Genomic DNA, 20,259 nt, shown 5'->3' with positions numbered 1-20,259 from the left:
ACGGCGCGACCAAGGCTTGATCGAGTATCGCGATGCCTATAGCCGCGCACTCGAAGGGGCAACCTTATGAATCGCGTAGTGGTGACTGGTGGTGCGGGATATATCGGCTCGCACGCCTGCAAAGCGCTTCGGGCGGCCGGATGGGAGCCTGTCGTCTATGACAATCTCGTCTATGGCCATCGCGAGGCGGTGAAATGGGGCCCGTTCGAGCAAGGCGACATTCTCGACGAGGCGCGCCTGGCCGAAGTGTTCGAGACATACCATCCTGCGGCGGTGATGCATTTCGCAGCCTTCGCCTATGTCGGTGAATCAGTCACCGAACCGGAAAAATACTATCGCAACAACGTCGAGGGCACCGCGGCGCTGTTGCGCGCGATGCGCAAGGCGGAGATCGGCCGGCTGATCTTCTCCAGCAGCTGCGCGACCTATGGCATGGCCGAGACGATCCCGATTTCGGAGACTCAGTTGCAGGCGCCGATCAACCCCTATGGCCGCACCAAGCTGATCGGCGAGCAGATCGCGCGCGACTATGCGCATGCCTATGACTTCGATTGCATCGCACTGCGCTATTTCAACGCCGCCGGGGCGGATGTGGATGGAGAGATTGGCGAGGATCACGACCCCGAAACGCACTTGATCCCTCTGGTGCTGCAGGCCGCAGCCGGGATCCGGCCGTCCATTACCGTATTTGGCGATGATTACGACACACCCGATGGAACATGCATTCGCGACTATCTGCACGTGGCCGACCTCGCCTCGGCGCATGTCGCCGCGTTGGAGAAGCTGGGGGCAGGAACGAAGGGGTTCGTCGCACTCAATCTCGGCACCGGGCAAGGCACGAGCGTGCGCGAGATCATCGAGGCGGCCGAGCGGGTGACGGGACGGTCAATCCCGGTGACGATGGCGGCACGACGCGAGGGCGATCCGGCGGCGCTCGTCGCCGATCCGAGCGCGGCGCACGACCTGCTTGGTTGGACGGCACGACATTCGGATCTCGACACGATCATTTCGACCGCCTGGAATTGGCTCGACGTCACCACACAAGGGGCCATGCGTCGTGCTTGATCAGATCACGCCGATGGTCATCACCTATAATGAAGAACCCAATATTGCGCGCGTGCTCGACCAGCTGACCTGGGCGAAGCGCATCCTGATCATCGATAGCGGCAGCACCGACGAGACACTGGCGATCATCGCGCGCTATCCCCAGGCCGAGGTGGTGACGCGCAAATTCGATACCTTCGCGGCGCAGTGCAATTTCGGCATGGGCCTGATCGAGACGCCGTTCGTGTTGTCGATGGACGCGGATTATGTCCTGACCCAGGCGTTGATCGACGAGATTACGCTGCTGCGCCCGGCCATGACGGTCTCGGGCTATCGCACGGCCTTTCGCTACTGCATCTATGGCCACCGGCTGGCGGGCACCTTGTATCCGGCGCGAGTGACTCTGTACCGGCCGGAGCGCGGCGAATATGCCGATTTCGGTCATGGCCATAAGCTCGCGATCGAGGGGGCGGTCGAGGATCTCCGCGGAACGATCGATCATGACGACCGCAAATCGCTGCGTCGCTGGCTTGTGTCGCAGGACAAATATATCGTGCGCGAGGCGGATCATCTGCTGAGCATGGACCCGTCGAAACGCACCAGGATCGAGAAGTTGCGCGCCATGGCGTGGCCGGCGCCGTTTGCCGCCTTGTTCTACACGCTGATCGTCAAGCGGTGCCTGTTCGATGGCTGGCCCGGCTGGTTCTATGCGCTGCAGCGCACCTATGCCGAATTGCTGCTGTGCCTGGAGATTGTCGATCGGAAACTCGCAGGGCGTCAGCGCGACACCAGGCCCTCATAAGCCGTGACCATGCGCGCGGCGATCGCGCGCCAGCCGAAATGGGCGAGCGCGGCCTGGCGGCCTCGCACGCCCATTGCCTGCGCCTCGACCGACCGTTCGGCGAGAGCCCGCATTGCGGTGCCGATCGCTTCGGGCGTCGGGTCGGCAAGCAACCCGCAGTTCGCCTCCTTCACGACCTCCGCAACGCCAGCACCGGTCGAAACGATCACTGGCGTTTCGCGAATCATTGCCTCGAGCACAGTGTTGCCGAAATTCTCGTTGAGTGAGGGCAGGATGAACTGGCTGCACTTGGCGAACAGCCATTCCTTGTCCGAGCCGATAACGTTACGGTCGATCAGCGCGACGCGGTCAGCAACCCCGGCCTTGGCGATTGCCTCTCGCAATTGTGCGGCGTGATCTTCGTCATCGGTCCCGGCGATGACCAGGCGCGTTGCCGGGGCGAAGGCGAGCGCATCGATCAATGCGATGAGGTTTTTCTTCCAGTTGAGCCGGCCAAGATACAGCGCGTAACCGGGCAGTGTTGTCGCTGCCATGACATCGGGTGAGACCGTGTCCGGTATAGGAGCTGGTGTTTCGACGCCGTTGGGGACGATCACCTTGCAGCGCGTTTCGAGGCCGAGCGCGTCGAAGTCGAGCGCTTCGCGATCGGCAGTGAAGTGGATCGCTGCGGCTTCGCGGATCGACCTGCGCTCGAACAGGGTGAGCCAGGCATTTTTGAGGACGCTCGACTTCGCCTGAATCAGGTCGGCAACGAGCATGCCGCGAGGCGACAGGATGAATGGCGTGCCGGCATTTTTCGCGGCTCGGGCTGCGGCCAGAGTTGGCCAGAGAAATACCGAGTGAAGGTGGAGGACGTCGAAGTCCGCTGCCCGGGCTCGGAGCGCTGCGCCCATTGCCGGTGCGCGGTAAAGGCGGCGTGGGGATCCGATCTGGAAATAGGTGACTGCGACGCCGTCCATATCCACGGGCGTTGCTACCGGAACATCCGACACGCCGGGGCCATCGGCATTGGTGGTGAAGACACTCACCTGGTGGCCCAAAGCGGCTTGTCCGGCGGCGAGGCCATGGACCGAATAGATCGGGCCGCCATATCGAACGGCCGGGAAGTAGCTCGGTGTGACGTGAAGGATCTTCATGGCGCCGACCAGCCGAGCATCTCCGCAACGACCTGAGCAACGCGCGTGCGATAATGCGCCCATTCCGCACCCTGAGCCGAGGCGAGTGCAGCGGGCCGCATCGCGCGGACGCCGGCGGGGTTCGCGGCGTGTTTCGCAAGGGCCTGGGTCAAAGCATCCGCATCGTTGAACGGGATGATGTCGCCATTCTCACCAGGCACGATGAAGTCGCTTGCGCCGACATGGTCGGAGGCGAGCACCGGCAGGCCGCACGCCAGCGCTTCCGGTACGACCAGGCCGAAAGAATCGAAGCGGGAGGGCATGACCAGCAGGTCCGCCCAACGATAGAGAGCGGCGAGTTCGTCATGCGGGACCTTGCCAAGCAAGGTCGCGCGAGTGCCGAGGCGTGCCACGAGATCGGGCACCCCGTCGGCGCGTGCGGCGGCAATGCGGCAATCATAAGGAATCGCTTGCCCGGCGAGATTGTCGAGTGCGGTGGCGAACAGGTCGGCACCCTTCACCCCGGTAAAGCGGCCGACAAATGCCAGGCGCAGCGGCCCTTCGTGCGCTGTCCGATCCGAACCGGGACCGAACGATCCCGGTTCGAAGCCCAGCTGCACGGCATGGACCCGGTCCGCGGGGACACCTGCTGCGATATAGCTGTTCGCGGCGAGAGTCGAACAGCACAGGATATGATCGGCAAGCGCGATCTCCGCGTCCTTGCGGGCATTGACCCGGTTGCGGAATGCCGTGCCGATATCGTTCAGTCCGCCCTCGGCCTGCATGCTGTGATGGACGCTGGCGGCGTCGAGAATCGTGGGCAGGCCAAGGCGCTTTGCTGCCTGCAGCGTCTTGAGTGCGCCGTTTTCATAAGCGATTACGGCGCGGGGCGCGATCTTCGGCAAGGCGCGCGCAACGATATGATCGAACTGCGCATACATGCTGTGCGCAAGCCGATGGGCGAGGGGCATCGGCAATAATTTGTTGCCGATACGAAAAATCAGGCCGGTCAGCGGGCGAAACTTGTGATGTCCTGCCAACGTCGCCGCCAGCGCAGGACGAATCGGTGATGCATGATGAAGAGTCGCATTCCATCCTGCCTCTACCAATGCCGTGGTGAGCTGGTCCGCGTGCTGCCGTCCGGCGATGGCGATCAGGATATCGCGGGCACGATCCCTGCCTTGGCCAGCGCGTGGCGAATTCCGTCCAGGCATTCGAGGTAACTCCAGTGATCGATGATCCGGCTGCTGGCCGCGCCCATTGCCACGCGTTTGGCCGGATCGGCAAGAATGCTGCGAATGGCGGCAGCGAGCGCGTCAACATCGCCGGATGGATAGGTCGCGCCGTTGACGCCGTCCTGGACTAGGTCGCGGACGCAGCCGACTTCCTGCGAGACGATGACGGGGAGTCCTGCGCACATCACTTCATTGACGATCAGACCCCAGGGCTCGTTTTCCGACGGAAGCACGAACAGCTCGCTGGCGGCGTAAACGCGCGGCAGGTCGCTCTGGTTGAAGAAGCCCGGGAAATGGATTCTGGGATCGGCCGCCTCAGCGGCAACCTTATGCAGATCGGCTTCGAGTTCGCCCGATCCGACCATCACGAGATGGGCGTCGAGACCGGTGCGACGGAGCCGAAGAAAGGCCTGGAGCAGATCGCCCGGACGCTTGCGGCCCTGGAACTTCGAGGCGAACAAAATGATCGGCGCATCGTTGTCCACGCCGAGCCGCCGCCGCCAGTCTTTGCGTTCCTGCGGCGTGATTCGGGCGGCGGCGATGAAGCGATCATTGTCGACGGTATAGGGCACCAGTGAGATGCGCTCCTCCGGAACGCCCATCGCGCGGTAGAAATCATGATTGGCGGCACCGATCGCCAGCAGCCCCGTGCATCGGGCGTAAAGCGCGCCAATGAGTGCGCGGCGTGCCGCCGCCTTTGCCGGGCTGATAGCGAGACCGAGATGGGTTTCTCCGCGCATAAAGACGGGCACGCCTTTCAGTCGTGCCGCCGCGAGTGCGATCATCTTCGCGGCATAGCCATGGCCATGGATCCACACCGCATCGTAGCGCTTCGACGAGATCTCCGCGACAAGTGCCGGTGAGATGGTCGAAAAGAAACCATAGGGTTCGATCGTGCCGACATTTTTGCCGATGAATCGGGATTCATACCCGGCCAGCAAATCGACGTCCCAGGTCACCGCCTTGCCGAAATCGCGATCATGCGCGCCGCGCAGCGAGAAGTCGGACAGATAGAGCGCGGTGATCTCCAGATCCTCGGCGCGGTTGAGGGCGGCGTAGAGCGGCGCGAAATACTGGATCGGGTGGGTATTGACGATGGCGATCCGGATCGGCCGGCCGGCATGGCCGGTCGTCGGCGTCATACCAAGGCCACTTCTCCGAGCGGATAGCCGCGCTCCAGATAATAATTCTGCTGCGATCGGCTTCGTCGCTCCGCCATCTCGATGCGGAATGCCGCGATCGAGACGCCGACGATCGTCCAGTACATCAATCCGCCGGTCGGGTTGTTGACCGTGAACAGCACGAGATGAACGGTGACGAAGATCAGGCTTGCCATGTGCGCTGCGATCATCAGCGGCGATTTCGATTTTCGCAGATGGCCGAGCACCAGGATGATGACGAAGACCTTGGGCAGGAACACCAAAGTGAACCCGACAAAGCCCATTTCCTGCATGACGCGTGCGGTTTCCAGCTCATAGGCATTGCCGTTGAGCCACCAGAGATAATCGCCACCGATCAACGACATCGCCGCGTTGGAGTTGCTGCCGATGCCGGTGCCGATCAGCGGCGAGGTCTCGAACGCGGCAGCCGCCTCGGTGATTGGGGTGGCGAGCCGAGCAACCGCGCTGTCGGCGTTGTTGGCGCGATATTCGAGCGCGGAAAAGGCCGTGCCGAAAATCGTCACGGTGGCGATGCCGACGACCGCAAGGCCGACCGCGAAGCGGAGCGCGACCTGGAAGGGCAGTAGTCCTTTCCAGCCGCTGATCAGCAGGAGCAGCGGGCCGGCAAAGGCAAAGACCACCATCGGCGTTCGCGCGCCGGTGGTTGCTGCGCCGCCGATCGACAGCGCCAGTGCTGCGGTCACGATCAACAGCGTTCGTCGCTTGGGGACCGATGCAAGCAGCAGCGATGCCGCGAGCGGCACCGCGAGCAGCAGGAAGGTCATGAATCCGCCGATGTAGGAGAAAGTGCTCGACGTTCGCGCCCGCCCAAATTTGAAGTCACCTTCGCCCTGTTCACCGAACACCGACACGATGGCTTCGACACCTTCTTCGTGGCTCACATATTGATTGACCCAGGACGTCGGCGGCTGGGAGAATTGATACAAGCCGAGCAACGCGATCGGAATCGCGAGATAGCAGGTCTGGAGCATGATCTTGCGCAGCTGCAGGCGATCCTTGATGATGTCGGGAATGATGAATGCCAGCGGCAGGTAGATCAGATAGTTCTTCAATCCGAACAGGCTCAGCAGCGATGATGGCGAGTTGGGATTGATCAGCTGAATTGCGCAATAGACAGCCTCGAGTAGCAGCAGAAACAACAATGTTCCGCTCTTCGGGCCGAGTTCTTCGTTGCTGCGTGAAGAGATGAAATATCCGAGATAGGCGAAGATGAGGATGAAATCCTTGACCAGCAGGATCTGCGACTGAAAGCCTGGCAGCACCCATTTACGCACGGCGCCTTCGACCATCGCCCAGACGAGCACGGCGACGATCGCGGTGCCCCAGAAGCGTATCGCGGCGAAGCACAGCACGATGATGATGGGCAGAAGCGGAATGAAATTCAGAAGCATCTCAATTGCGCCCCGTGGTCGCTGATGATTGCCGCAACAGGCGGCCGATCACGTCCGCACTGCTTTTCAGCGAGTGCGGGTGATACCAGTTTTTCGCGGCGTGCTGCAACGTCTCAAGCGCGGCATCATCCAGGACGAGCGTGACGTCCGATGCGCCGAGCCTGAGATAATTCTCGCCCGGCCGGAGTCCGTCATTCTGTCCGGCCGCTTCGCTCAGGCAGATCGGGATCGTGCCATGGGCGCAATAGGCCGCGAAGATCGTCGATTTCGCCAGTCGGTCGGCATCATAATCGAGCAGCCCGAATCGCGCGGCACCGAGTTCATCGCGGAGCAGAGCGGCTGATACCTCTCCGAGGCTGCGGACGTGCGCCGCGCCGATCATTGCCGGCGGCGCTTCGGTGCGATGGCCGATGTCGACGATCTCGTCGATCTTGTTGGCGGTGACGAAGGCTTCGATCTGCGCGATCCGTTCGCGGTAAACGGCATCATAGATGCCGGCCCGACCGAATATTGCGAGCGTGGCGCGCCGCTCCATCGCCGGAATCGGGTCCTCTATATCGCCAATGGTCGAGAAGACCGGCAGCGCGATGGTCGATCCGCGCGGCTCGCCGAGCCAATTCTCGAGCAGCGCCGCATAAGGGCCGGTGGTCGCGATGCCGGCTGTGCTCAATCGCTGGATGCGTCGCGCCACCCATGCCTGGACCGGCCCGAGCCAGAATGCGCTGCCCCAGATCGGACCGGTCGCGAACAGTTCGTGGAAGATCGTGACAAAGGGGACGGCGGCATTGCCGCGACGCCAGCGTTCGAGCCCGGTCGCAAGCCACAGCGGCGTCCCCTTGCGCTGATATCCATAGGCGGACAGATGCAACAGGATCGGCATGGGAGCACCGCCGGATATCCCGTCCAGGGTCGTACGCAGCGCCGCGGATGTCCGGTCGGCAAGCTCGTGCGTTTCCCATTCGTCGCGCAGCCGTTCTTGCGGCGGCAGTGGCGAGCCCGAGACGAACACGGTTCGGATGTCATGATCGCGCAGCAGCTGCTCGGCGATCAGGCGCGCATAATCGCCGACGCCCTCGGGGGAAATGGAACGGCGCGGGACGATCTGGATCAGCGTTATGGTCATGATCGCGCCGTCACCAGGCCAGGGCGGAATGCACCGATGACGCTGATCGCCAATCCTTGCAGCAACAGCGAGCCGCTGAGCATCATGCTGAGCAACAGCACCGACAGCGAGGTGGAGAAATCCCAGAAGGGCACGATCGCGATCAGGAGACAGGCCTGGATCAATGCGACCAGCGGGTCGAGCCGGACCCAGCCCTTGGCGCGATTGAGCAGCACGGTCGGGGTTGAGACAAGCGTGATCGCTGCGGTGGTGAGCGCTGCAAGCAGCTCATGATCGAGCTGCGCATATTGCGGCCCGAGCAGCCAGAGCAGCGGCCCCGGCAACAGCGCGCCGACGGCGATCACGCCCAGCCCGACGACCGCCATCGCTGTCTTGACGATCCAGCCGGCCAGGATGAAGCGGCGGATATCGGTGATCCCGGCCAGGCGCGGGACAATGACGACGATCGAGAAGGTCGACAGCACACCGACGATCGCCGTGATACGGTTGACGGCGAAGACCGAGGCCACGACATGCGGGCCGCCGAAGCGCGCCGCCAGCCACAGGATCACACTGTCCTGCAGCGCAAACGCCAGCACGGCGGGCGCGGCCGGCCCGACATAGCGCATGATCGCCTTGAACAGGCCCGGGACGGGCACGCGGTTGCGTTCCACCTCGCCGCGCAGCATCCAGCTGCTCGCCCCCAGCGTCACGGCGGAGCACATCAGGCCGCCAAGCAGGGCCAGCCAATAGGATCGCGAAATGCCCAGCACCATGATCGCCGCGGCCAGGACGCGCATCGACTGGCCGGCAATGTCGCAGACATAGGAGCGGCGAAACCAGCCAAGCAGGCGCATCATTTGCAGGTTGATGCCCGCGCTCATCTGCAGAAGCGCACTGCCCAGGAGGAGCGCCAGGGCGATCAGCAAGGCGTCGAGGCCATAATGCGAGCGTTGGCCGACGGCGGGGAAGATCGCCGCGGCGATCAGGCCGACGCTCAGGAACAGGATCAGTCGCAGGCGGCGAATGCCCGCGAGATAGTCGCCAAATGCCGTGCCGCCCAGCCGTGCCCGCCGCCAGAAATAGGTGATCGAGCTGTTGAGACCGAGATCGCTGGAAATCGTGACGAACGTCAGCGTCGTCGCGGCAAGGCCGTAAAGCGCATAGTCCGAGATCGGCATGTAGCGGACATAGACGAGGCCGGCGACCATTCCGATTGCCTGCGCGAAGCCGCTCGACAGGCCGAACTCGAACAGCAGGCGGAACCAGGCAATGAGGCGCTGACGCAGCATGATGGCGGCGTCAGGTGACCGGGGCGATGTGTTCGGCCGCGATCAGGCGGCGGAGCAGCTCGTCGAAATCCACCGTCGAGCGCCATCCGAGCAGCCGCTCCGCCTTGCCCGGATCGCCATGGCTTGTCGCGATATCGGTTGCGCGCATCAGATTCTGGTCGACCTCGACATGATCGCGCCAGTCGAGCCCCTGAAGTTCGAAGCAGCGCCGCACGAAATATTCGAGGCTGTGGCTTTTGCCCGTCGCGACGACGAAATCGGTCGCATGATCGAGCTGCAGCATGCGCCACATCGCGTCGACATAATCCTCCGCCCAGCCCCAGTCGCGCACGACATTCAGTGCCCCGAGCTTCAGTCGCTCGCCCGAGCCGGCGGCAATGCGTGCGGCGGCGCGCACAACCTTGCGCGTGACGAAGCGTTCGGGGCGCAGCGGCGATTCATGATTGAACAGGATGCCCGAGCTGGCAAACAGGCCGTAAGCTTCGCGGTAATTGGCCACTTCCCAGAAAGCGGTTGCCTTGGCGACGCCGTAAGGGCTGCGCGGATGGAACGGGCTTTCCTCGGTCGCGGGTTTCGCTTCGGTCGTTTCGCCGAAACATTCGCTCGATGCCGCATTATAGAGCCGCGTATTGCCGCCCATGAAACGCAGCACTTCGAGCAGGTTGAGCGTGCCGAACGCGATGCTTTCCAGCGTCTCGACCGGCTGAGCGAAGGAGAGGCCGACGGAGCTTTGTCCGGCGAGGTTATAGACTTCGTCCGGCCTGGTTTCCGACAGGACCTGGAGTACGCTGCGAAAATCCGTCAGCGTCATCGACAGGGTGGTGACCCGATCGAGAATGCCGAGCTGGGCGAGGTTCGAAAAGCGCGATACTTCCGCATCGCGCGAAGTGCCGAACACCCGGTAGCCCTTGTCGAGCAGCAGCTTGGCCAGCAACGCACCGTCCTGGCCTGAAATCCCGCAGATGAGCGCGTGCTTGGTCAAGGCCTACCTCGTTGTGACGCCCCATTTTATTGCGGATGCGAAGAGCATGATTTGACGGGCGAGGAAAGGCGTAAATGCGCCATGCGAGCTTGATGTGCGCTGAAAACCAGTGGTTCAGGCGCCGGTGCGGTAATGATCGAGCAGGAAGCGCGACCATTCGCGCGACAACAGGCCGTTATTGCCCGACGCGACGGCGCTGCGTTCCGCTAGGCCGTCGATGCCCGACATCCAGCTGGCATAGGGTATGCGGAACCCGGTCTTGCGGCGATGACGATGCCAGCCGGGCAAGGCGATGATCGGCGCATCGGCAAGGAGTTGCTTGCCTTCGCCCGCCTTCAGGTGACCGATCAGCGGCGCCAGTTCGCGGAAGAGTGCGATATCGACCAGCGGGGTACGGATTTCCACGCTGTGCCGCATGCCGGCCCAATCGGCGTCGCGCAGCAGCTGATTACGCATGTAGAAGCCGAGTTCGAGCAATGTGACCGACGCCTGGTCCGAATCCGGCATCGGATCGAGGGCGTGGTTCATCCGTCCGACGATGCCCAGCCGGGAAAGTCCGGCCTTTACGAACGCCGGATCGAGCAAGGCGGAGAAATCATCAGGAAGCCGCAGCGCGCGACGCACCAGATAGGCACCGCCCAGCGTGCCGGTATAGCGCAGCAGGCCGGCCGCCTTGGGGTTGCTGGCGGCAAAACCCGGCATCAGCGTCCTCACCAACGTGCCGATCGCGGCGCCGATTCCGGGCGTGCGTGCAATCAGGCCATAGCGCGAATGCCAGGCCGGCACGTCGTTGAAGCTCGGATAGCCACCCAGCATTTCGTCGCCGCCGACGCCCGACAAGGCGACCTTCAGGCCCTGCTCATGCGCTGCCTTGGCGACAAACCAGGTATTGATGCCATCGATTGACGGCTGGTCCATGGTGGCCAGTATCTCGTCGATATCGGCGAGGAATTCGTCACGGCCAATCCGCCGCACATTATGCTGTGCGCCGTAAAACGCCGCGATGCGCCCGGCGATCGGAACCTCATCGTCGTCAGTGCCTTCGAATTCATCGAAACCCAGGGTGATGGTGTGGATCGGGCGCGTCGCGCCCTCCATGGCAACGCCGAGAATCGCCGCGGAGTCGATCCCGCCCGACAGGAACAGGCCGACCGGGACATCGGCGAGCAAATGCGCCTTGATGCTGTCGCGTACCGCCTGATGCGCGCGGCGAAGTGCGGCGCCGTGATCGATATGCTGGTGTTCCGCCGATACCAGGATCGCCGCAGCATCGACATAGCGACGCTGGGTGACGCCGCTCGCATCGACGGTCATGCAATGGCCGGCGGGGAGCGATGCGATGTCGGCATACCAGGTGAAGGGTTCCGGCACGCTGCCCAGCAACAGGAAGCCGACCACGCCGGCCGGATCCCGTTCGTCGCTGATGCCGTCGCCCGCCCGCAGCGCGCGGACCTGCGAGGCGAAACGAAAAACGCCATTCTTGTCGGAGAAGAACAGGGGTTTGATGCCGAATGCATCGCGCGCCAGAAACAGGGATTGTTTCGCATTGTCCCAGATGGCGAAGGCGAACATGCCGCGCAGCATATCGAGCATCGCCGGGCCATGCTGTTCGAACAGGTCGAGCAGGATTTCGGTATCGGAGGTCGTGACCAGGGTACGGCCGGCGGCGAGCGCCGCGGCGCGTAATTCGGGATAGTTATAGATCTCGCCATTATAGACGATGGTGTAGCGCTCGGTACCGCTCGCCATCGGCTGCAACGCACGATCCGACAGGTCGAGAATCGACAGTCGCCGATGGCCCAGCACGCAGCGGCCATCGTCGTTCGCCCATAGACCAGCGCCATCCGGTCCGCGACGAGCCATGGAGTCGCGTACCTTCACTACCTCTTCCCGCGCCGTTACGGACGCGTTGGACGCATAGGCAAAAATGCCATTCAACCCACACATTAAGCGGTTGATCCCCCCAGACCAACAGAGTAATCTCTACGCTAAGCTATTGAAAAATATCTCGAAATCACCTTCTTTCCTGAGGGTTGTCGACAGATGGAATCTTAACATCAAGTCCGTTTCGGTCCTGATGATTCAGATTAATCGCCGATGGCATTTTATCGGCGATTAGCCAAACAACATTTCACCCAATCGGCGTCCGAAGCTCGGAAAAGCGAAATAGCCAAGCCCTTCCGGTATTTCCTTCGGGCCATCCAACGCCCGGAAGATCGCGCTCTCCAACTCATCCAGGTTGGCCGGATCGATCGCGATGCCGATCGCGCCGTCGCGGATCGCCTCGAATCCGCCATCGGAGCGGCTCGCGATTGCCGGAACGCCGCACGCCATGGCTTCGAGAAACACGAAGCCGAAGCCCTCACCGCGGCTTGGCATGGTATAGACATCGGCCAGGCGGAAATAATCGGCCTTGCGCTCCTCCGGGACCATTCCGGTAAAGACGACATGGTCGGCGACGCCATGTTCGGCGGCCTTGGTCTTGAGCCGGGCCATATCGTCGCCCTTGCCCGCTGCGATATAGATGAACGAGGGGTCCTTTGCCCGCAGGCGCGGCAGGATTTCGATCATCTCGTCAAAGCCCTTGGCGCGCTCCTCGCCGGCCATGCGCCCGAACGTCATCAGCACCTTGCGGTCCGCCAGGCCATATTGGGCGACCAGATCGGCCGCCTTGGGCGCAATGCCATAGTCTTCGAGATGGATCGCGTTGGGCAGGATCTCGCTCCCCAGGCGCGGTGCGGCAGCCCAGGACAAATAGCGTTCCAGCGTCACGCGGCTGATCGAAATCACCGTATCGATTCGCGAGGCGCAGCGGTCGACCAGTGCGCGACCGGTCGGTCGCCAGACCTCGATCCCGAAGATCAGCATGACAAGCTTTGCGCGACGGACCGTTGCGATCAGGGCGCAGAGCGGCAACAGGTTGATGTGGCCGCAGATGACGATATCGGGCTTCGGTCCGGTCAGGCCGCGCATCAGCGCGACGCGCGTAAAGCGCGCAATGCCGCCAAGACTATCGAGGTTGAACGCCAGCTTGGATGGCAGATCGCCGACCGGCGGTACCGCGATTCGCGGCAGGGCCTCCGCACTCGCGACCTCGGGCAGGGCGCAGAGCGCGTCCAGAAAGTCGCGATTATACTGCGAAATGCCGCCAAAGCCGCCATAGGCGTCGGACAGCAGCATCAGGATATGGGCGCCTTTCGGCGCCGAACCGGTCATCGCGTCGCGAACGCCGCCCGATGGCATCGGCCGATCCTCAACGGTCGCGGTTGGCAAAGAAGTCGATCGTCGATTTCAGGCCCTCGGCAAGCGGTACCTTGGGCTGCCAGCCGAGAATTGTCTGCGCCTTGGTGATATCCGGCTTGCGCTGCTTGGGATCGTCGGCAGGCAGCGGCAGGCGGATCAGTGGCGACCGCGAGCCGGTCTGTTCGAGCACCAGCTCGGCCAGTTCGATCATGGTGAATTCGACCGGGTTGCCAAGATTGATCGGTCCGGTGACTTCGGGACCGGTATCCATCAGCCGGATAAAGCCATCGACCAAGTCATCGACATAGCAGAAGGAACGGGTCTGCGATCCGTCGCCATAGATGGTGATCGGCTCTCCCTTCAGCGCCTGGACGATGAAATTCGAGACGACTCGCCCATCGGCGGGATGCATGCGCGGGCCATAGGTGTTGAAGATCCGGGCGACCTTGATCTCCAGATGATGCTGGCGGTGATAGTCGAAGAACAGCGTTTCGGCGCAGCGCTTGCCCTCGTCATAGCAGGAGCGCGGGCCGATCGGGTTGACGTTGCCCCAATATTCCTCGGGCTGCGGATGGACCGACGGGTCGCCGTAAACCTCGCTGGTCGATGCCTGGAAGATCTTCGCCTTCACGCGCTTGGCGAGGCCGAGCATGTTGATCGCGCCGTGCACCGAAGTCTTGGTCGTCTGGACCGGATCATGCTGGTAATGGATCGGCGAGGCGGGGCAGGCGAGATTGTAGATCTCGTCGACCTCGACATAGAGCGGCAGGCACACGTCATGGCGCATGAATTCGAGCCGCGCATGATTGTGCAGATGCTCGATATTACGCTTGGCGCCAGTGAAAAGATTGTCGACGCACAGTATTTCATGGCCCTGTTCGAGCAGGCGGTCGATCAGGTGCGAGCCGACAAAGCCGGCGCCGCCCGTCACAAGGATACGTTTTCTGCTGTCGTAAAGACGGGCCACGATATTCTCCGGGTAATTCTTGAGTTCAGGCCGCGTGTTGCGACCGAAGGTCCGTGCCATTGTCGAGGAACCAGCCGTAAACGTCGGCAATTCCCTGGTTCAGCGATATGGATGGCTTCCAGCCAAGGGCATTCAGCTTGGTTGTATCGACCAGCTTGCGCGGCGTGCCATCGGGGCGGGTGGCATCGAATGCGACCTTCCCCCGAAAACCGACGGTGTTCGCGACAAGGTGCGCAAGGTCAGCGATGCTCACTTCGTCGCCGGTGCCGATATTGACGAACTCGTCTTCGGAATAGCTCCGGGCGAGGAAGACTAACGCATCGGCGAGATCGTCGACATGGAGGAACTCGCGCAAGGGCGTACCGCTACCCCAGACCGACAGGATATCCGCGCCGGCAAGCTTCGCTTCATGCGCCTTGCGCATCAGCGCTGGCAGCACATGGCTCGATTCCAGGTCGAAATTGTCGAACGGGCCATACAGATTGGTTGGCTGTGCAGAAATGAAGTCGCAGCCATATTGGCGGCGATACGCCTCGCACAGCTTCAGGCCGGCGATCTTGGCGATCGCATACCATTGATTGGTCGGTTCGAGCGGTCCGGTGAGCAACGCGCTTTCGGCCATCGGCTGAGCCGCCATTTTTGGGAAAATGCACGACGAGCCGAGAAAGACCAGCTTGGCGACCCCGGTGCGGCGTGCGCCCTCGATCACGTTGGTCTCGATCATCAGATTGTCGTAGAGAAATTCACCCGGCCGGTCGTTATTGGCCGCAATTCCGCCGACCTTGGCGGCAGCAAGGAAGATCAGGTCGACCGGGTTGGCCGCCATCCAGGCAAAGGTCGCGGCCTGATCGCGCAAGTCGATACGCGTCTCGGGCGAGACGATGATGCAGCCTTCGCCCGCGAGCCGTCGGATGATCGCACGACCAACCATGCCGCGCTCGCCGGCGACCCATATTTTCTTGCCCGTCAGATCAAACATCGGCTCAGCCGGCCTTTTTGCGGTAGGTAACGACCATTGACTTGGCGAGGGCTGGGATGCGCCCGACGCGGTCAAAACGAATTTCCTCGAATCCGGCGCGCGCAAACAGCGTACCGAGTGTGATGCGGCTCCAGAATTTGATGTGTCCGCCTTCCCACAGTGCAGTGAAGTGGCTTTCCATCTTGCCTGTCGCGGCAAGTACGAGGTTCTTGAAATAGCCGTGATAAGGCGTGCTGATGATCGCGATCCCGCCGGGCTCGAGCAATTCGCCAATCGCTTCCGCATAGCGTTTGGGCGAGAAGACATGCTCGGCAACTTCCAGGCTGACAACCGAGTCATACGTGCCGAAACGCTCGGCCAGCTTCTCCTCGGAAGAACCCTGTTCGAGCCGGCACCCGGGTGCGTTCGACTGTGCGATGGCGATACCGGATGCCGCCGGATCGATGCCCGTCACTTCATAGCCGAGCGCGGCAAGTTTCGCGGCGGTCGACCCTGCACCGCATCCCAATTCGAACAGCCGGCGACCCGGCGCGAATTGTTCGAGGGATGTCCGCACCGAGGGCAGCAAATAGGAGGGCGTGTAGACGTCCTCGCTACTTGCATAGCCGTAATCGATGATCGGTGATGTCGGGGTCATCCTGCCAGGCTCATATCGCGGGGCCTCGACTCAGCTCTTGATCACATACAGCGCGGCGGGGCGCTCCTCATCGGGGCGGCGTGTCTCGGCTTCCCGCGCGATGACCTTAAGGTCCTCACGCACCATCTCGGCACACAGTTCGTCGAGCGTCGTGGTCGCTTCCCAGCCGAGCAGCCGTTTGGCCTTGGCCGGGTTGCCGATCAGCAGGTCGACCTCGGTCGGGCGGAAATAGCGTGGATCGACCTTGACCAGGGTCTTGCCGGTCTTGCGGCAGACGCCGACTTCATCGACGCCGGTACCGCTCCAGTCGATCTGTGTGTCGACCTCGGCAAAGGCCTTTTCGACGAACGAGCGCACCGTCTGCGTCACGCCGGTGGCGAGGACGAAATCATCGCCCTTCTCATGCTGGACGATGCGCCACATGCCTTCGACATAATCGCGGGCATGGCCCCAGTCGCGCTTGGCATCGAGATTGCCGAGCCACAGGATATCCTGCAGGCCGAGATGATTGGCGGCCACCGCGCGGGTGATCTTGCGCGTAACGAAGGTTTCACCACGCAGCGGGCTTTCATGGTTGAACAGGATGCCGTTCGACGCGTGAATGCCATAAGCTTCGCGATAATTCACCGTGATCCAATAGGCGTACATCTTAGCCGCTGCATAAGGCGAGCGGGGGTAGAAGGGCGTCGTTTCCGACTGCGGTACTTCCTGCACCAGGCCGTACAGCTCCGATGTCGATGCCTGGTAGATGCGCGTCTTGTCGACCAGGCCGAGCAGGCGGATCGCCTCAAGCAGGCGCAATGTGCCGATGCCGTCGGCATTGGCGGTATATTCCGGCGTCTCGAAGCTGACCGCCACATGGCTCATCGCTGCGAGATTATAGATCTCGTCGGGCTGAACTTCCTGCACGATGCGCGTCAGATTCATCGAATCCGTCATGTCGCCATAATGGAGGTGGAGCCGCGCGCCTGCCTCATGCGGGTCCTGGTAGATATGATCGATGCGTCCGGTGTTGAATGACGACGACCGGCGCTTGATGCCATGGACCTCATAGCCTTTGGCCAGCAGCAACTCGGACAGATAGGCTCCGTCCTGTCCCGTTACCCCGGTGATCAAAGCGGTCTTCGTCATGAAAGTAGCGCTCCACGCATATGAACTGGGCTCAATCCGGTAGGATTCAGAGCGCGATTTGCATAGCAGTCTTGGCAAGTGCGTCTAGTGCCGCAAGTGCGAAGAGCGGTCGGGCCTTCCCAGAATGCCGGTGTTCTGCGCTGCTTGGGCCATTGCGAAAATATGCGCGTCGAAGAAGAAATTTTGTATAAAAATCAATATGTAAGTGGACGGATTGTTCGATGTGGCAATTGTCTCTATGCCGCAGTGCGAGCGTATGTGCCGCGCAGCGTGAATGGGGGCAATCTTGCAAACGGTGTTGCAATCGGGGGCGGCACGGGCCGAACGCATCAAGATGTCGCCACAGCTTGTCGCGGGTCTCGATCTGGCGCGGGCTGTCGCGGCGATCTACGTCGTGGCCCACCATGTCGCGAACACGCTCGCGTTGAAGGGCGTGGCGGGCGTTGCGCTTCGGTTCGGTCAGGAAGCGGTCATTGGCTTCTTTTTGCTGAGCGGCTTCCTGATTTTCGCTCATGAACATGCGCGCCGTGATGGCGTATGGGCCTATGCCGGCCGCCGGATCCGCCGCGTCTATCCTGGCTTGCTGATCGCAATGGCGATCTCGACCGCGATATTTGCGTATCTCGGCTTGCTCGGGGCACGTTTTTCATGGTTTGACCTGCTCGGAAACCTTGCCGGCCTGCAGGACGTATCGCGATTAAAACCGGGCGTGATCGTCGATACCTATCTCGGCAATTCCCCGCTCTGGTCCTTGTCGTATGAACTGTTCTTCTATCTGATATTTCCTGCCGTGCTGGCAGGCTGGACGCGATACCCGCGGGGCACGACGCATATTGTGGGCGCGGCGGGGTGCCTGGCATATTGTTTGTATCTGTTTGCGCCCAATCATCTGGCAAAGGTGATTGCCTATTTCCCCATCTGGTGGGCTGGTGCAATGGCGGCGCGAGCGTATCTGTCGGGTGAACGATCGTTGCGCGCGATCGTGGCGGCACTGGTCTGGCTGACACTGCTCTCGGGAATCGCGCTGCTCGACGTGATAATACAGGGCTATACCAGCCCGGGTGTTTTTCCTTTTCTGCCGTTGCGACATTTTGCTGTCGCGCTGGTCATGATCATCATATTCTTTGGACCGTTTGGGCGGATCTGGTCACGGCTTGCTCTGAGTATGGCGGCACCCGCGGCATGGCTGGCATCCATTTCCTATGGTTTGTATTTGTTTCACTATCCGATCCTGATCAATTCGGGCGCTATTGAATCCTGGCCGGGGTTTGCGCTTGGACTGGGATTGCTCATCCTGATTGCGTGGCTCGGCGATGCGCGGCTCAATCGGGTGCTGCAGCGCTGGTCGGGCGGGAAGCGATCCCGGAAAGCCGAGATCGAGACCGTTCCACCTCCCCCAATCGAATAAGCCCGGACACGGTCGTCACGCGATAGCCGCGTCGTTTGAGCCCCTCCAGGATCAGTGGCAGTGCCGCACGAGAGGCAGCGAAATGCTCGTTCATCGGATGCATCAGCAGGATCGCGCCGGGCCGAACCTGTGCGAGCATGTGCGCGGCATATTCGCTAGGCGTTATCCTCGCCCAGGGTTCATCGACGGCACTCCATGTTATCATGCGATAGCCGTTGTGTTCGACCGCCAGCGGCAGGCCGATAAATCGTCGTCCTCCCGGAGGCCGGAACAATGTCGGATCGGCACCGGCTTGGCGCAGCAAGGCATCGGTGCGGCGGATCTCGGCGTTATAATTCGCCGCCGAGCCGCCGATCATGATCGAATGCGAATAGCTGTGATTGCCCAATTCGTGTCCGGCGAGCTGGATTCGCCGCACCAGGGCGGGGTTCCGAGCGGTATCTTCGCCGATCAGGAAGAATGTCGCATGGACATTATATCGTGCCAGGACAGGCAGGACCTCCGATACGCCGACGGCAGTAGGTCCATCATCGAATGACAGCGCGACCACGCGCTGCTCGACCTCAACCCTGCAGATTACTTCACCGATCCATTGGGCGCATTTGTCCCGCGTGCGTTGAAAACCGAGATATCCCGCAACTGATAATAGACAGCCGGCAAGAACGGCCCGGACGATGATGCGGTTCACATGCATCCAGCTGAATAGCTGCGATACCAGTCGACGAAACGCGGTACGCCGTGCTCGATCGAGGTTGTCGGTACGTATCCAAGGTCGCGCTGGATCGCATCGATATCGGCAAATGTGTCCTTCATGTCGCCGGGCTGCATCGGCATCGGCACGCGGATCGCGGGTGTACCGCATGCCGCCTCGACCAGTTCGATCAGCCGGTCGAGCCGTTCCGATTTATGGTTGCCGATATTGTAGAGCCGGTGCGGCGAGACGCTGCCGCCGGCCTTGACCGCGCCGTCATCGGCGGGCGGATTGTCGAGGCACGCGACGATGCCGGCGACGATATCGTCGATATAGGTGAAGTCGCGCCGCATATCGCCGCCATTGAAGACATTGATCGGGCGGCCCTCAAGAATGGCGCTTGTGAACAGCCACATCGCCATGTCGGGCCGCCCCCAAGGGCCATAGACGGTGAAGAAGCGCAGGCCGGTCAGCGGCGTGCGATAGAGATGAGCATAGGTATCGCTCATCAACTCGTCCGCGCGCTTGGTCGCGGCATAGAGCGACAACGGGCGATCGGCGCGGTCGTCGATCTTGAAGGGCAGGGTCGCGTCTCCGCCATAGATTGATGAGGACGAGGCATAAACCATATGCGCGATGCCGCGGTGGCGCGCGAGTTCGAGCATGTTGAGATGCCCGGCGATGTTCGAATGGATATAGGCGCGTGGATTGTCGATCGAATAGCGCACCCCGGCCTGCGCACCGAGATGAACAATGCGGTCGAACGTACGCGCCGACAGGGCGGTGTCGAGCGCCTTGTCGTCGGCAAAGTCGAGCTCGAGAAACTCGAAATCGCGATTGGTGCCGCGCCCGATCTCGGCAAGGCGGGCATGTTTCAGCCGCACGTCGTAATAATCGTTGAGATTGTCGATGCCGATCACGCGCTCGCCGCGCGCGAGGAGCTTCTGCGTGACGTGCATGCCGATAAAACCGGCAGCGCCGGTAACGAGGATCGCGGGCTTGCTCATGACCTGTCTCCTACGCGCAAGCCGTTGACAGATCGATACCGTTTGTCCGGTC

At 61.9% G+C, this 20,259-nt stretch carries 18 protein-coding genes; 3 read left to right on the top strand and 15 right to left on the bottom strand.

Features of this window, described 5'->3' with window-relative positions; genetic code table 11:
* Positions 1–66: 66 nt before the first annotated feature.
* Both galE and ACRECS_RS17665 read left to right on the top strand, forming a co-directional pair.
* Positions 67–1,065, top strand: coding sequence for a UDP-glucose 4-epimerase GalE (gene galE / locus ACRECS_RS17670; RefSeq protein WP_431584257.1), 999 nt, complete (start codon positions 67–69; stop codon positions 1,063–1,065).
* Positions 1,058–1,846, top strand: coding sequence for a glycosyltransferase family 2 protein (locus ACRECS_RS17665; protein ID WP_431584256.1), 789 nt, complete (start codon positions 1,058–1,060; stop codon positions 1,844–1,846). Before galE ends, ACRECS_RS17665 begins: the two co-directional genes overlap by 8 nt.
* Here ACRECS_RS17665 and ACRECS_RS17660 read toward each other — a convergent pair.
* The 13 genes from ACRECS_RS17660 to gmd form a co-directional block, all read right to left on the bottom strand.
* Complete coding sequence (locus tag ACRECS_RS17660) at positions 1,822–2,982, bottom strand: glycosyltransferase (RefSeq protein WP_431584255.1); 1,161 nt, start codon at positions 2,980–2,982, stop codon at positions 1,822–1,824. The two genes, ACRECS_RS17665 and ACRECS_RS17660, sit on opposite strands and share 25 nt — an antisense overlap.
* On the bottom strand, positions 2,979–3,932 hold the full coding sequence (locus ACRECS_RS17655; RefSeq protein ID WP_431584254.1) for a glycosyltransferase family 4 protein: 954 nt from the start codon (positions 3,930–3,932) through the stop codon (positions 2,979–2,981). Before ACRECS_RS17655 ends, ACRECS_RS17660 begins: the two co-directional genes overlap by 4 nt.
* Positions 3,933–4,114: 182 nt before the next feature.
* Positions 4,115–5,338 carry a glycosyltransferase family 4 protein gene (locus tag ACRECS_RS17650; protein ID WP_431584253.1) on the bottom strand — a complete coding sequence of 408 codons (1,224 nt, stop codon included), beginning with the start codon at positions 5,336–5,338 and terminating at the stop codon, positions 4,115–4,117.
* On the bottom strand, positions 5,335–6,768 hold the full coding sequence (locus ACRECS_RS17645) for an O-antigen ligase family protein (RefSeq protein WP_431584252.1): 1,434 nt from the start codon (positions 6,766–6,768) through the stop codon (positions 5,335–5,337). The genes ACRECS_RS17650 and ACRECS_RS17645 overlap by 4 nt, the downstream gene beginning before the upstream one ends.
* 1 nt (position 6,769) lies before the next feature.
* A complete protein-coding gene (locus ACRECS_RS17640; RefSeq protein ID WP_431584251.1) occupies positions 6,770–7,891 on the bottom strand; it encodes a hypothetical protein in 1,122 nt (373 codons plus the stop codon).
* The gene (locus ACRECS_RS17635; protein WP_431584250.1) at positions 7,888–9,162 is read right to left on the bottom strand and encodes a hypothetical protein; all 1,275 of its coding nucleotides are present in this window, start codon (positions 9,160–9,162) and stop codon (positions 7,888–7,890) included. Before ACRECS_RS17635 ends, ACRECS_RS17640 begins: the two co-directional genes overlap by 4 nt.
* A 10-nt stretch (positions 9,163–9,172) precedes the next feature.
* On the bottom strand, positions 9,173–10,144 hold the full coding sequence (locus ACRECS_RS17630) for a GDP-mannose 4,6-dehydratase (RefSeq protein ID WP_431584249.1): 972 nt from the start codon (positions 10,142–10,144) through the stop codon (positions 9,173–9,175).
* 114 nt (positions 10,145–10,258) lie between these two features.
* The gene (asnB, locus tag ACRECS_RS17625; RefSeq protein WP_431584248.1) at positions 10,259–12,091 is read right to left on the bottom strand and encodes an asparagine synthase (glutamine-hydrolyzing); all 1,833 of its coding nucleotides are present in this window, start codon (positions 12,089–12,091) and stop codon (positions 10,259–10,261) included.
* A 168-nt stretch (positions 12,092–12,259) separates the two neighbouring features.
* The gene (locus tag ACRECS_RS17620; RefSeq protein WP_431584247.1) at positions 12,260–13,387 is read right to left on the bottom strand and encodes a glycosyltransferase family 4 protein; all 1,128 of its coding nucleotides are present in this window, start codon (positions 13,385–13,387) and stop codon (positions 12,260–12,262) included.
* 10 nt (positions 13,388–13,397) lie between these two features.
* Complete coding sequence (locus ACRECS_RS17615; RefSeq protein WP_431584246.1) at positions 13,398–14,414, bottom strand: UDP-glucuronic acid decarboxylase family protein; 1,017 nt, start codon at positions 14,412–14,414, stop codon at positions 13,398–13,400.
* A complete protein-coding gene (locus tag ACRECS_RS17610) occupies positions 14,380–15,333 on the bottom strand; it encodes a GDP-L-fucose synthase family protein (RefSeq protein WP_431584245.1) in 954 nt (317 codons plus the stop codon). Before ACRECS_RS17610 ends, ACRECS_RS17615 begins: the two co-directional genes overlap by 35 nt.
* A gap of 4 nt (positions 15,334–15,337) precedes the next feature.
* On the bottom strand, positions 15,338–15,970 hold the full coding sequence (locus ACRECS_RS17605) for a class I SAM-dependent methyltransferase (protein WP_431584244.1): 633 nt from the start codon (positions 15,968–15,970) through the stop codon (positions 15,338–15,340).
* Between the two features lie 30 nt (positions 15,971–16,000).
* Complete coding sequence (gmd, locus tag ACRECS_RS17600; protein ID WP_431584243.1) at positions 16,001–17,101, bottom strand: GDP-mannose 4,6-dehydratase; 1,101 nt, start codon at positions 17,099–17,101, stop codon at positions 16,001–16,003.
* A gap of 295 nt (positions 17,102–17,396) precedes the next feature.
* Here gmd and ACRECS_RS17595 point away from each other — a divergent pair, with 295 nt between their 5' ends.
* Complete coding sequence (locus tag ACRECS_RS17595) at positions 17,397–18,509, top strand: acyltransferase family protein (RefSeq protein ID WP_431584264.1); 1,113 nt, start codon at positions 17,397–17,399, stop codon at positions 18,507–18,509.
* Here ACRECS_RS17595 and ACRECS_RS17590 read toward each other — a convergent pair.
* Both ACRECS_RS17590 and ACRECS_RS17585 read right to left on the bottom strand, forming a co-directional pair.
* Positions 18,424–19,203: a polysaccharide deacetylase family protein gene (locus ACRECS_RS17590; protein ID WP_431584242.1), complete on the bottom strand. Its 780-nt coding sequence runs from the start codon at positions 19,201–19,203 to the stop codon at positions 18,424–18,426. The two genes, ACRECS_RS17595 and ACRECS_RS17590, sit on opposite strands and share 86 nt — an antisense overlap.
* On the bottom strand, positions 19,194–20,207 hold the full coding sequence (locus tag ACRECS_RS17585) for an NAD-dependent epimerase/dehydratase family protein (protein ID WP_431584241.1): 1,014 nt from the start codon (positions 20,205–20,207) through the stop codon (positions 19,194–19,196). Before ACRECS_RS17585 ends, ACRECS_RS17590 begins: the two co-directional genes overlap by 10 nt.
* Positions 20,208–20,259 lie beyond the last annotated feature (52 nt).

Origin of the sequence: Sphingomonas sp., assembly GCF_050725575.1 — a bacterium.
GTDB lineage: Bacteria > Pseudomonadota > Alphaproteobacteria > Sphingomonadales > Sphingomonadaceae > Sphingomonas.
The sequence above is the reverse complement of the archived record's forward strand: the minus strand, read 5'-3'. Positions and strand labels throughout refer to the sequence as shown.

Excerpts from the sequence above, each read along its gene's own strand:
- galE (WP_431584257.1), top strand. The coding sequence starts at position 67 with ATGAATCGCGTAGTGGTGACTGGTGGTGCGGGATATATCGGCTCGCAC.
- ACRECS_RS17660 (WP_431584255.1), bottom strand. The coding sequence starts at position 2,982 with ATGAAGATCCTTCACGTCACACCGAGCTACTTCCCGGCCGTTCGATAT.
- ACRECS_RS17655 (WP_431584254.1), bottom strand. The coding sequence starts at position 3,932 with ATGCCCCTCGCCCATCGGCTTGCGCACAGCATGTATGCGCAGTTCGAT.
- ACRECS_RS17650 (WP_431584253.1), bottom strand. The coding sequence starts at position 5,338 with ATGACGCCGACGACCGGCCATGCCGGCCGGCCGATCCGGATCGCCATC.
- ACRECS_RS17645 (WP_431584252.1), bottom strand. The coding sequence starts at position 6,768 with ATGCTTCTGAATTTCATTCCGCTTCTGCCCATCATCATCGTGCTGTGC.
- ACRECS_RS17640 (WP_431584251.1), bottom strand. The coding sequence starts at position 7,891 with ATGACCATAACGCTGATCCAGATCGTCCCGCGCCGTTCCATTTCCCCC.
- ACRECS_RS17635 (WP_431584250.1), bottom strand. The coding sequence starts at position 9,162 with ATGCTGCGTCAGCGCCTCATTGCCTGGTTCCGCCTGCTGTTCGAGTTC.
- asnB (WP_431584248.1), bottom strand. The coding sequence starts at position 12,091 with ATGTGTGGGTTGAATGGCATTTTTGCCTATGCGTCCAACGCGTCCGTA.
- ACRECS_RS17620 (WP_431584247.1), bottom strand. The coding sequence starts at position 13,387 with ATGCCATCGGGCGGCGTTCGCGACGCGATGACCGGTTCGGCGCCGAAA.
- ACRECS_RS17615 (WP_431584246.1), bottom strand. The coding sequence starts at position 14,414 with ATGGCACGGACCTTCGGTCGCAACACGCGGCCTGAACTCAAGAATTAC.
- ACRECS_RS17610 (WP_431584245.1), bottom strand. The coding sequence starts at position 15,333 with ATGTTTGATCTGACGGGCAAGAAAATATGGGTCGCCGGCGAGCGCGGC.
- ACRECS_RS17605 (WP_431584244.1), bottom strand. The coding sequence starts at position 15,970 with ATGACCCCGACATCACCGATCATCGATTACGGCTATGCAAGTAGCGAG.
- gmd (WP_431584243.1), bottom strand. The coding sequence starts at position 17,101 with ATGACGAAGACCGCTTTGATCACCGGGGTAACGGGACAGGACGGAGCC.
- ACRECS_RS17590 (WP_431584242.1), bottom strand. The coding sequence starts at position 19,203 with ATGCATGTGAACCGCATCATCGTCCGGGCCGTTCTTGCCGGCTGTCTA.
- ACRECS_RS17585 (WP_431584241.1), bottom strand. The coding sequence starts at position 20,207 with ATGAGCAAGCCCGCGATCCTCGTTACCGGCGCTGCCGGTTTTATCGGC.